This window comes from Actinomyces sp. oral taxon 181 (assembly GCF_018370895.1).
Lineage (GTDB): Bacteria > Actinomycetota > Actinomycetes > Actinomycetales > Actinomycetaceae > Pauljensenia.
Map to the genome: position 1 here is coordinate 39,723 of NZ_JAGYZL010000007.1, position 11,996 is coordinate 51,718.

Below are 11,996 nucleotides of genomic sequence, written 5' to 3' on the forward strand. Positions count from 1 at the left end.
TAGAAGCATGAGCGCTCCGTTAAATGAACTCCTCGATGATCTGGAAGATCGCGGTGTATTGACCGACGATGATGCCCTGTATGAGGCATTTTCATCGTGGGCATCATCAACGGGGCGTCCGCTCTACCGGCACCAAGATGAATCTTTAATTGAGATTTTGTCGGGAAACCACGTCATTGCAGCAACGCCCACTGGCTCCGGTAAGTCAATGATTGCTTTGGCTGCGCATTTTGTGTCGATGGCTCATGGGGGGCGCTCGTACTACACGGCGCCACTGAAAGCGCTGGTCTCAGAAAAGTTTTTCGACTTGGTGTCGCTGTTTGGCGCCGACAATGTCGGGATGGTGACAGGCGATGTCTCGTTGAACGCTGATGCTCCTATCATTTGCTGCACTGCAGAAATCCTGGCAAATCAGTCCCTGCGTGAAGGACCGACGCTCGACGCCGACATGATCGTCATGGACGAGTTCCATTTCTATGCCGATCCACAACGAGGCTGGGCCTGGCAGGTTCCTCTTCTTGAACTCACGCGCCCACAGTTCATTGCAATGAGCGCGACGCTTGGAGATACGACTGTTTTCCGCAAGCAATGGACGGATCGTACGGGACGGCCGACGGTAGAAATTACCGATGCACAGCGCCCGGTTCCTTTGGAATACGACTATGTTGTCGACACTCTTCAAGACACGGTCGAGCGCCTACTTTCAGAGGGACACCATCCGATCTACATCGTTCATTTCTCGCAAAAAGATGCGGTTGATACGGCCTCGTCATTGATGGACCGCAAGCTTGTTTCCCCCGAGGTCCGTAGCCAAATCGCGCGTGAGCTCTCGTCAGTGAGTTTTACAAAGGGTTTTGGGCAGACTTTGCGCGGACTTCTCTCCCATGGCATTGGCGTTCACCACGCGGGAATGCTGCCCAGGTATCGCCGACTTGTTGAGCGCCTGACACAGCAGGGGCTGCTTCCCGTCATCTGCGGAACCGACACCCTTGGAGTCGGTATCAATGTCCCCATTCGCACGGTTTTGCTGACCTCCCTGGTGAAGTTCGACGGAAGCAAAATGCGTCACCTGCGTTCGCGTGAATTCCACCAGATTGCCGGGCGCGCGGGACGTGCAGGTTTTGACACCGTTGGTTTTGTTCGCGTTCTGGCCCCCGAGCACGAAGTGGAAACAGCCCGCGAGCGCGCCCGTTTAACGGCTGCGCAGGAGGCTGCTCGTGACGAGCGCGAGGCGAAAAGAGCCAAGAAGAAGGCCTCTAAGAAGCGCAGCGGGCCAAAGGAAGGGCAGATCACTTGGTCTCGCTCGACCTTTGAGCGCCTGCGTGATGCTGCTCCCGAAGCCTTGCAGTCTCACTTTGAGATGACTCACTCCACTGTTCTGAACGTGTTGGGTGGAGCAGCAGATGCTGGGCGAGATCCTGCAGAGCACCTCGTTGACTTGGCATTGCACAATGATGACCAACCGCTTCCTGCAAATCCGCATATCCGTCATCTTGCAGATATTTATACTTCTCTTCTCCAAGCCGGGGTTGTTGAGCATCTCTCCAGTGCCCGGGCTCAGGAATTGGGTGTCTCTAGGTTGCAGTTGGTTGCAGACCTGCCGGATGATTTTGCGCTCAATCAGCCGCTTTCTCCCTTTGCACTGGCTGCGTTCGAGCTTCTTGATCCGGATTCGCCGACCTTTGCCCTTGACGTGATTTCCATTGTCGAGGCCGTGCTTGAGGACCCCCGACCCCTGCTGTATGCGCAAGAAAACCAGGCGAAAGCTGCGGCCGTTGCCTCGATGAAGGCACAGGGGATGGAGTATGACGAGCGCATGGCCGCCTTGGAAGAGATCTCGTGGCCTAAGCCTTTAGAGGAACTCCTCTCCCCAGCGTTTAGTGTCTATGCGCGCTCAAACCCGTGGGTGGGAGATCTCGAGCTCTCACCCAAGTCGGTCATTCGCGAGATGATCGAAAACGCTATGACCTTCACCGAACTCATTTCACGTTACGACGTTGGGCGTTCAGAAGGCGTTATCTTGCGCTATCTCAGTGATGCCTACCGGATGATGCGCCAAGTGATCCCAGAAGAAATCATGACCGAGGAACTTGAGTCCATGATTTCGTGGTTGGCCGATCTGATCCGCAGCGTTGATTCCTCGCTTCTGGATGAGTGGGAAGCAATGATGAACGGGGAAGAATTAGCCGAGGCCGAAGGGGAAGCTTCTGCCGTTGGGCTTGAGCGCGCGTTTGGTGCGGATGAGTCCGGCGTTGTTGCTTTCACGGCAAATCTCCATGCTTTCCGTAATTCCGTACGTCGGACACTGTTTCATTTTGTTGAGTTGATGAGTCGCGATGACGTCGATGGACTTGAACGAGCAACTGCGCAGGCCGCAGATAGCGACGGGCTCTTTGCTCAGGTCGCGCCGTGGAATGGTGATGATTGGGATCACGCCTTGGAACGCTACTGGGCTGAACATGATTGGATCGATATCAATCAAGGTGCCCGTTCCCAGGCACTGTGCGCATTGGAAGAAAAGATTAGTGGCGAGGACATCTTGGCCGTGATGCCCTTCTCCGCTCGGGATAACGCCAATCAGCGCAGTCGTTTCGAGGCCCTTGCACGGGCTGTCGATGAAGCTCCCGCTGGTTCGGTCTGGCTGGCGACTCAGACCATCACGGATCCGGAAGGCAATATGGATTGGCGCATTGCCGGCCTCGTTGACTTGACCGCCTCCGACAAGGAAAAGCGGGTGGTTCTGACGGTGCTCACGGTCGATGCGCGGTAAAGGCCTACTTTGAGGTTTGCAGGATCTTGCGTGGGAATAGCTTTTAATCAACAGCCTTGACAGCTTCGACGGTCGGCTACGAACTCTCCCCCGCAGGTCTCTCACCTATCTCCTGCTGAAGGCGCAGAAGGTAGCCGTCAGGGTCCTGAACCAAGAACTGACGAACGCCGATCTCAATATCGCCCGCTCGATACCACTTCTCTTCGGGCTCAACGAAGATTGGCCATCCTGCGCTCATGATGTGCTGCAACGCAGGATCTAGATTCTCGACCTGGACCTCGAAGTTGATCCCACGGCCAAGCGGTCGTTCAAGAGAGCCGGTCTCCCACGTCCTCCCGAGGTTGATCTGGTCGAGCATCAGGTGGGCATTGCCTAAAGCGAGGTATCCGAATCCCTCTTCCGCTCTTTCGTACCGCAGGGAAAACCCGATGAGGTCGCACCAGAATCGTTTGGAGGCCTGGTAGTCCGTGACGGAAAGTTCGGGGACAAGCCCGGGTGCGCTAGTCATCACAAGGCAACGTCGCCCGTGTTGAGATTCATTCATCATCGACATTCGCGAACGCCTGCGATGCCGACGCATAGCGACTAGCCGCGACACGTCCGGCAGCAATTTCGCGAGCTTCACGCATCGCAGCTTCAGTTTCAGTATTGAAACGAGGCTGGCGCAATTCGAAGGGCAAACCACCTTCCATGATCGATTTGTGCAGAAACACGTTTACTGCGTCGGTGAGGTTCATCCCAAACTGGGCATACACCCGTTCAGCCTCTTCTTTCACGCTTGGATCCACACGCATGTTGAGTGTTGCAGTCTTCATGACTCAGCCCTTCGACAAACAGATGTGCAACAGAAATCTTACAACGTCAACACAACGTACGTCATATGACATATATCTGCCCTCATTCAAGAGTAAGCGTGTCATACACTTTCCCGAGTTCGATCGCATCAGTCAGAGAGCGCAATGAAAATGCACAAGTGCGCCACTCCGGACGATTAGGCCTGGGCGGCAAGGTCGACGACCTCGGCACCAACAATTTCTGCTAGGTCAAGCGGGCTCAGCTCTACGCTCACTCCCCTTCGACCACCCGACACCAGCATCGTTTCATGATCCAAACATGAAGAATCAATAAAGATTCGATGTTTTGTCGTTTGTCCCAAAGGGCTAATCCCGCCAACGACATAGCCGGTCCGGCGCTGTGCAACGGCAGGATCAGCCATCGCTGCGTTCTTCGCTCCTGCAGCCTTGGCGATCAACTTCATTGACAGGTGCGCAAGCGCGGGAACACACCCCACCACGAACTCCCCCGTCGGCTCAAGCTTAACCATCAAGGTCTTAAAAGCAATCGCGGGATCAATCCCCAATTTCTCAACGGTTTCTTCACCGTAGGCACGCGCGGAAGGATCATGCTCGTACTCGTGAACTACGAAAGGGACCCCGGCCTCGTTCAATTCCTCAATCGCATGAGTAGGTCCTGAAGCGTGATCTTTAGAGTGTTTGCGAGCCATACTTCCAGTGTAGAGACCTGAGATCAGATCACAGCACTGGGATCATCGATCACCATCTTACCGAAGGGGAAGCAGGTGATCGGGATGAGCTTGAGATTGGCGATCGCCAGGGGAATACCGATGATCGTGATTGCCTGGAAGAAAGCCGTGATGACGTGTCCGATTGCCAGCCAGACCCCTGCAATGATGAACCACACGAAATTCATCAACGCCGAGCCAGCACCAGCTCCGGGCATCGGAACAACTCGCTTCCCAAACGGCCACAGCACGTAGCTTGCAATTCGGAAACATGCGACGCCCGCAGGAATAGTGACGATGAAAAGACATGCGACGATGCCGGCGAAAATGTATCCCAAGAAGAGCCAGAATCCACCAAAAACCAACCAAATGACATTCAGCAAGAAGCGCATGCGCGTCCTTTCGCTAATCCACTTCACTATCGCGTTACATCAAGTCTGCCATGCGAGTGCGGGATTCAGCTGCGCTTTTTGCCCTGATTTTCTCTGAATCGTCCCTGAGCGGGCCGTCTACACTTGAACTATGAGTATTCCGTCTGCAATTGCCCAGGCCCTTGACCGAATTGAGCGCGCACGCCAAGCCGCCGGTCGAACCGATCGCGTGGCTTTGGAACTCGCAGTCAAGACTCGCACTCCCGAGGAGTGCCGCGAGGCCGCCCAGGCCTTAAGCGATCTGGGGCAGCCGATCCTCTTGGGACACAATCGAGTGCAAGAAGCGAAAGCAACCGTGGATGCAATCCGTGAGGTCCCGGGAGCTCAGATTCACCTGATCGGGCCACTCCAATCCAATAAGATCAATCAGGCACTCTCCTGTGTCGACGCGATTGAATCGATTGATTCCGTTGCCTTGGTAGAGAAAATCAATTTACGAGCAGCCGCAGAGCTCCCGGTTTTCATCGAAGTCAATGTCTCAGACGAAGACACCAAACACGGCTGCTCTCCTGCTGATTTTTCTTCGATTGCCGAGGCCGTCGCAGCCTCTGGGCACCTCAGGTTCGCAGGCCTGATGACCGTTGGCCTGAACTCCCCCGCTGAAGCAGATGTTCGCCGCGGCTACGCACTCTTGCGAGAGCTCCGCGACAGCGCAGCGCAACAACTTGCAATCCCGGCAGACCACCTGGAACTGTCCATGGGAATGAGCCACGATCTGGAATGGGCGATCGCAGAAGGAGCGACAATCGTACGTGTAGGGACCGCAGTATTTGGTCCACGTCGCTCAGTTGCGCGCGGGTAGAGCCTTCCCCACGACCCAGTCAATTCCGGCGATGAGGGCAAGAAATACCAGAGCACCGCACAAAATCGCAACGATGTTGATCAGGACCTGCTGGTAGCCAAGCACGCTCACGTTCACAAAATCGTACGGGTACTGATGAACAAAAGCCCCGCGAATCAAGGTGTAGACCACCCAAATCACTGGGATCGCCAGGGCTTTCAGTACAACCGAAGCACCTAGCCCACCCCTTGGCCCACAAACCAGAGCCGCCAGAATCATGAGCGCAGGAACAACCACGTGTTGGAGCGGGTTCGTGAACAGCGACCAGCCGCTGAGCACTTCAGTGGGACGAATCAAGAAGTGGTAGACGATCGCCGTCACGGTAATCATCATGAGCGCACACAATTGAAGTGCACGTCCCCACGAACCGATATCGGGACCCTTCCACACGATCAGAGTCGCGACAATAGCGACCAGAATATTTGACCACTCAGTGAAATAGGACAGGCATTCAATCATCCGCTGGCCGAAGCCGGCCCAGCCGAAGGGAGCTCCACCGAACATCCCAGGCCGGGCCACGGCCTCGCGAGAATATCCATCCATACCGGTAATAACCAGGGTGAAAACGACACCCACCCACGCGGCGATCGCAACAAGCAGATAGGCCCAACGGCCAAAGGTCGCTAAGGTCATCGCTTTATCCCTCACGTGCTCAGGCCCAATCGGGCAGAATACGCACGCCGCCCTTATCGGCAGATGCTGCAAGCATTCCGTAGACCTTCAAGGCGTCGGAAACGTGACGCGAACGAGGCTTGGAAGGCTTCCACGGGGTGGCACCCATCTCCGCACGGCGACGCTCAAGTTCCTCATCGCTTACATTCACGCGAAGCACCCGCTTGTTGACATCGATCTCGATCTCATCACCGGTGCGAACCAAACCGATTGCACCGCCGGCAGCGGCCTCGGGAGAGATGTGACCGATAGAAATACCGGAGGTACCACCAGAGAAACGGCCATCGGTGATCAGTGCGCACTTCTTACCCAGCCCTAGGCCTTTAAGGTACGAGGTCGGGTAGAGCATTTCCTGCATGCCCGGCCCACCCTTGGGGCCTTCGTAGGTAATGACGACAACGTCGCCTTCCTGAACCTTCTTGCTCAGAATCGATTCAACGGCCTCTTCTTGAGACTCCACAACGAAAGCACGACCAACGAAGTGGAAGAGCGACTCATCGATACCCGCGCTCTTAATAACCGCGCCGTTCTGGGCGATGTTGCCGTAAAGAACCGCAAGCCCGCCGTCCTTCGTGTATGCGTGCTCAACATCGCGAATGCAGCCGTTCTCGGAATCCGTTTCCAAAGACTCAAAAAGGTTTGCGGTCGAGAACGCATGGGTCGTGCGCACGCCACCGGGCGCCGCAAGATAACGATGCTTGGCCTCGTCGCTCGCGCTACCACTGCGGATATCCCACTGAGCGAGCCACTCTTCCAAGGAAGGAGCATGGACGGAGTGCACATCGCGCTGCAGCAAACCAGCGCGGTTGAGCTCACCAAGGAGAGCGGGAATACCGCCTGCGCGGTGCACATGCTCAATGTGGTACTTCGTCGAGTTCGGGGCCACCTTGCACAGGCAAGGAACGCGACGCGAAATCGCGTCGATATCATCCAGGGTGAAGTCAACCCCGGCCTCGTGAGCGATCGCAAGAATGTGAAGAACGGTGTTGGTGGAGCCGCCCATGGCAACGTCCAAGCTCATCGCGTTCTCGAAAGCGTGCTTGGTAGCAATCGAGCGCGGCAGAACCGAATCATCATCGTTGTCGTAGTACGCGCGGCACATATCAACAATGCGGTGTCCTGCCTCCAAGAAGAGCTTCTTGCGCTCAACCTGCGTAGCCAAGGTGGTGCCGTTGCCCGGGAGTGCCAGGCCGATAGCCTCGTTGAGGCAGTTCATGGAGTTCGCGGTGAACATTCCAGCGCAGGAGCCACAAGTGGGGCACGCATTGGCCTCAACCTGGGCAAGCTGGGCGTCAGAAACTGAATCATCCACGGCCATGACCATCGCGTCGATCAGGTCAAGGCGGTGCTCGACAACGCCTTCAATGGAAGCACCGGACTCCATAGGACCACCCGAAACGAAGATCGTCGGGATGTTCAAACGCATAGCAGCGATGAGCATACCGGGGGTGATCTTGTCGCAGTTCGAGATACACACCAGCGCATCGGCGCGGTGAGCATTGACCATGTACTCCACCGAGTCGGCAATCACCTCGCGCGAAGGCAGCGAATAGAGCATGCCATCGTGACCCATTGCGATGCCGTCGTCAACAGCGATGGTGTTAAATTCCTTCGCAACGCCGCCTGCTTCGCGAATCGCTCCAGCGACCAAGTCGCCCATGTCCTTGAGGTGGACGTGGCCGGGAACGAATTGGGTGTAGGAGTTGGCGATTGCGATAATCGGCTTGCCGAAATCCCCATCCGTCATTCCGGTCGCACGCCAGAGCGCACGTGCTCCGGCCATATTGCGTCCTTGAGTCGATGTTGCTGAGCGCAAAGGCTTACTCATGGATTTCTCCCCTATGACGAATTTGTAACGCCTTCAACCCTAGTTCGACCTCGGGGCGACGGCTCGCTAGGTTCACGAGATGGACGAGGCTTTGCGCACGTTTTCGCTTAAATCGCCTGCTTTTACAGCACTTTTACGGGGCCTGCGAACTGTCCACTTCCTGACCACCCACACGACCAGAGCAATGCCAGCCAGCCCAAAAACGATAAGTTGGTATCGCGAAATCCATTCTTCGACGATCTCCCAGTTCGCCCCCAACGCATATCCGGCGCCGATAAGAACGGAATTCCACAGGGCCGAACCAATTGCCGTGTACAGAGTAAAGGGCAGAAGTTTCATTCGTTCAATACCAGCCGGAATGGAAATCAAGGAACGAACAACGGGAACGACGCGTCCCAGAAGAACTGCCAGCGGGCCTCGACGCGCAAACCACGCTTCGGCACGCTTGATATCGGCTTCCTTAACAAAGGGAATCTTCGAGGCCAGAGAATAGAAGCGCGCACGCCCGAACCACGCGCCCAAGGCATACAGTGCCAGCGCGCCGGCAACCGAGCCGATCGTAGCCCACACAATTGCACTTAACAATCCCATGCTTCCCGAGGCAGCAGCGAAGCCCGCGGAAGGCAGGATCACTTCGCTGGGGATGGGTGGGAAGAGGTTTTCTGCCGCGACGGCAATTCCAACTCCTGGGGCGCCGAGTGCACCCACAAGCGAAACAACGGCTTGGACAATAGGTTCAAGAAGATTACTCATACCTGTAGCATCGCGGCGTACGGCATGGAAGAGTTTTGCTCACCCTTTGCGTGAGCTGTGAAAGCCAATCACGGCGCGGAACACTGAACCAGTTCGCCCTCACCTGCAATACGCAGCTGATGTTCGGATGCGGAGATGAAAACTGCCTCTCCGCGGCCCAGGGTGCACTCCCCGGCCTCGGTCGACAAACTCAATCGTCCACGCGTCACCATGGCAATTCGAGGCCCCTCACCCGGAACGCGAAGATTGCTGAGGTCATGGGTGCAGGTCGTCACGGTGAGTTCAAATTCCTGAGCGGGCGCCAAGAAACGATCCGAATGCGGGCTGGGATGCTCGGGAGCCAGACGAATCGGAGGAAGCGCAGAGAACTCGGCAATTTCAACGAGTTGTGCACTGTCAACATGCTTGTGGGTCAGTCCCGCTCGGATGACGTTATCCGAGGCCGCCATAACCTCGATTCCCAGACCGCGCTGGTAGGCGTGGATCTGTCGCGGCGGAATATACGCAGCCTCACCTGCACGAAGCGAAACGGGATTCATGAGGAATGCCAAGATAATTCCAGAATCACCACCGTGTGCTGCTTCCAACTCGCACACCAATTGATCGGCGCGAAGCGAGGGGGAATTACCCGATTCCAGACGCCTGCGGCAGGCATCAACAAATTCCTCGACCAGGGCTGGGGTGACGGGTGAATCAATATCGAAAACCCACGAGGCCAAGGAACGCAGGCCCCCGCGCACAGTTGAGAGCTTGAGTCGTCGGCGAAGAAGCTCAGCCAGCTCACTGTCGAGGCCTTCCAGAAGCCGGCGCGCTTTTCGAGGGACCCGGAAACCAATGAGGGCCTCGAAATCGGTCAGAGCATAGAGCATTTCGGGCTTGTGGTTCATGTCCCGATAGGAACGGTTGGGAGCGGTGCGCTCGATTCCCAGCACTTCTTCGCGTAGGTAGCCTTCTCGAGCGATTTCCTTTGTGGGATGAACCTGAAGAGAGAGGGTCTCATCGGGTGCGATGACCTTCATGAGGAAGGGAAGATTTGTTCCAAAGGCGTAGAGGATTCCCGATCCCAGGGCCTTCTTCGGATCTTGTGCGATGAGCTCGCCCAGAGTTGAACCGTCGCGGAGGAACGTTGGACCATCTGGGTGATTACCGAGCCAAAGTTCAGAAACAGGACGAGGCCCTGGAGTTTCTCCCAAGAATTCGGCGATTGCAGTCTGCGAGCCCCAATCGTCAAACTTGCGCCAGCCCTGAAGCTGCTGCATCCCGGTCTCCTCAACTTCTCTGTAACTGCGGCGTATCCGCGCGTTGTCACAGATGAACTATGGCGTTATCTCTTCACAAAACGCGTGATATCTGTGAAAAGTTTAGCGTGTACCTTCTTCACGGTCCGCTAAAGCGCGCAGGGCACCGCCGGATTCATAAAGTTGATCCCAAGTTCCAACTTCTACAATGCGCCCCGAATCCATAACGATGATTTGATCAGCATCACGGATGGTATCCAAGCGGTGCGCAACAACAATCAAGGTCTTATCGCTTGTGCAACGGCGAATCCCCGCCAGAACTCGAGCTTCGGTTTCGCGGTCAACTTGGGAGGTGGCCTCGTCCAGGATCATGATCGGGGTATCGCGCAGGAGCGCGCGGGCAAGGGCCAGGCGCTGGCGTTGTCCGCCGGAGATGCGCTCACCCATTTCACCGACCTTGGTGTCGATTCCTTTGCTTTCCGCGGCGATCCACTTACTGAGGTCGACCGCCTCCAAGGCATCGTTCAGTTCAGCATCGCTTGCGTCAGGGCGCGCAAGCAGAAGGTTTGCACGAATCGAGTCGTTAAAGACGTGCGCGCGCTGCGGAGCCAAGGTGATGACAGAGCGAATGTGATCTTGAGTGTCCTCACGCAGGTCCACTCCCCCGATGCTGATCGAACCGGAGTTCGGGTCCCACACGCGGGCAAGCAGCGCGGCAAGGGTCGACTTGCCCGAACCCGAGGCGCCAACGATTGCGGTTGTCGAGCCGGCAGGAATAGTGACGGTCACGTCGTGGAGCACTTGGGGACGATGCTTCTCGTGTTCTTCCGCATCATCGTGAAGACCTGAAGCTAGAGCAACCTGCGGGTAGGTAAAGTCCACGCCCGTAATCTGAAGATCACCTCCGCCAGCGATGGGACGGGGATTTTCCGGATCGGGAACCAGCGCTTCACGGTCTGTCACGGCGAAGATCCGCGCTGCCGATGCGTAGGCCTGATCCAAATCCGCCGTCAGATCTTCGACAGCCAATACCGGTGCGAAAGAAGCAAGAGCAACACCCACAGACATGGTGACCTGAGCGATGCTCAAGGCACCCGAACGAAGCGAAAAGACGGCAACGAGAAGCTGGGCAACAACTGCGAGGGGAAGCAGCGCTTGATTCAGTCCTCGGCGAATAGCAATCCAGAAAGACGTCTTGTACTGAGCGTGGAAAATGTATTCTTCCAGCTCATCAGCCATTTCGGTGATTCGGCGTTCTTGCGCTCCAAAAGCAATGACCTCACGCACGCCCTGAACCGAGTCGGTGACGTGGTGTGAGAGCTTACCGCGAGTCGCGCGAAGCACTTGCGCAGCTTCGCCTGTGGTCTTACCGCCGAAGGTCGGAACCCAAAGCCCTGCAAGGATCAGGAAAGGTGCGAGAACAAGAGCATTAAGCGGCGAGATTGCCACGCCCATCCACACAACAGTTCCAATCGGGACAATCACAGCCGTTGCCAGAGGAACCAGAGTGTGAGCAAAGAACACCTCAACGCGATCGACGTCTTTCGTGACTCGCGACAGCAGGTCACCGGTATCGGCGCCTTCCGTCATCGCCGGAGCTTGAGGCTCAAGAGAGTCAAAGAAATAGTTACGCAGGAGGGCCAAAGAACGGAAGGCCACATAGTGCCCCGCGTATTGCTCGAGATAGCGGAACAAGGCCTTGAGCAGGGACATAATCACCAGCGCCCAGACCACCCATGACAGGGTGAGCGAAGCAGGATCTGAGGCATAGGAGCCTAACGCCCATGTTCCCACCGCAAAGAGTGCAATCCCCAAAACCAAAGCAACAATGCGCGCAAGCAGAGAGAAAACAAGCGGGAAAAGAACAGGACGAGCGACGCGAATGAGACGGCGCGAGAGGTCCATGCGAGTGAAGTTCTGGGGGTTCATCGAAGTTCCCCT

General features: G+C 56.3%; 11 protein-coding genes. 2 read left to right on the forward strand and 9 right to left on the reverse strand.

From position 1 onward, the window contains the following. Positions 1-7 precede the first annotated feature (7 nt). Positions 8-2,770 (forward strand): DUF3516 domain-containing protein, encoded by a 2,763-nt coding sequence (locus tag KHW85_RS04560; RefSeq protein WP_291458970.1) that lies wholly within the window; start codon positions 8-10, stop codon positions 2,768-2,770. A 76-nt stretch (positions 2,771-2,846) separates the two neighbouring features. Here KHW85_RS04560 and KHW85_RS04565 read toward each other — a convergent pair whose 3' ends face one another. The 4 genes from KHW85_RS04565 to KHW85_RS04580 all read right to left on the reverse strand — a co-directional run bounded on the left by KHW85_RS04565 (position 2,847) and on the right by KHW85_RS04580 (position 4,684). Then, a complete protein-coding gene (locus KHW85_RS04565; protein ID WP_291458971.1) occupies positions 2,847-3,278 on the reverse strand; it encodes a VOC family protein in 432 nt (143 codons plus the stop codon). Positions 3,279-3,306: 28 nt separating this feature from the next. After that, positions 3,307-3,585 carry a type II toxin-antitoxin system RelB/DinJ family antitoxin gene (locus tag KHW85_RS04570; protein WP_291458972.1) on the reverse strand — a complete coding sequence of 93 codons (279 nt, stop codon included), beginning with the start codon at positions 3,583-3,585 and terminating at the stop codon, positions 3,307-3,309. 176 nt (positions 3,586-3,761) lie between these two features. Next, on the reverse strand, positions 3,762-4,274 hold the full coding sequence (gene ybaK / locus KHW85_RS04575; protein WP_009409047.1) for a Cys-tRNA(Pro) deacylase: 513 nt from the start codon (positions 4,272-4,274) through the stop codon (positions 3,762-3,764). A 23-nt stretch (positions 4,275-4,297) separates the two neighbouring features. Then, a complete protein-coding gene (locus KHW85_RS04580) occupies positions 4,298-4,684 on the reverse strand; it encodes a YccF domain-containing protein (RefSeq protein ID WP_291458973.1) in 387 nt (128 codons plus the stop codon). A gap of 130 nt (positions 4,685-4,814) precedes the next feature. Here KHW85_RS04580 and KHW85_RS04585 point away from each other — a divergent pair, with 130 nt between their 5' ends. Further along, positions 4,815-5,525, forward strand: a complete 711-nt coding sequence (locus tag KHW85_RS04585; protein ID WP_291458974.1) for a YggS family pyridoxal phosphate-dependent enzyme — start codon at positions 4,815-4,817, stop codon at positions 5,523-5,525. On the opposite strand, the gene KHW85_RS04590 is transcribed toward KHW85_RS04585, so the two are convergent. The 5 genes from KHW85_RS04590 to cydC form a co-directional block, all read right to left on the reverse strand. Next, complete coding sequence (locus tag KHW85_RS04590) at positions 5,508-6,197, reverse strand: Pr6Pr family membrane protein (protein WP_291458975.1); 690 nt, start codon at positions 6,195-6,197, stop codon at positions 5,508-5,510. The genes KHW85_RS04585 and KHW85_RS04590 overlap by 18 nt on opposite strands. 19 nt (positions 6,198-6,216) lie before the next feature. Beyond that, positions 6,217-8,064: a dihydroxy-acid dehydratase gene (gene ilvD / locus KHW85_RS04595; protein ID WP_291458976.1), complete on the reverse strand. Its 1,848-nt coding sequence runs from the start codon at positions 8,062-8,064 to the stop codon at positions 6,217-6,219. A gap of 72 nt (positions 8,065-8,136) precedes the next feature. Beyond that, entirely contained in the window at positions 8,137-8,817 is a 681-nt protein-coding gene (locus KHW85_RS04600; RefSeq protein ID WP_291458977.1) for a DedA family protein, read from the reverse strand. Positions 8,818-8,885: 68 nt separating this feature from the next. Further along, the gene (gene manA / locus KHW85_RS04605; RefSeq protein ID WP_291458978.1) at positions 8,886-10,076 is read right to left on the reverse strand and encodes a mannose-6-phosphate isomerase, class I; all 1,191 of its coding nucleotides are present in this window, start codon (positions 10,074-10,076) and stop codon (positions 8,886-8,888) included. Positions 10,077-10,178: 102 nt separating this feature from the next. Continuing rightward, a complete protein-coding gene (gene cydC / locus KHW85_RS04610) occupies positions 10,179-11,984 on the reverse strand; it encodes a thiol reductant ABC exporter subunit CydC (protein ID WP_291458979.1) in 1,806 nt (601 codons plus the stop codon). Between the last annotated feature and the right edge of the window lie 12 nt (positions 11,985-11,996).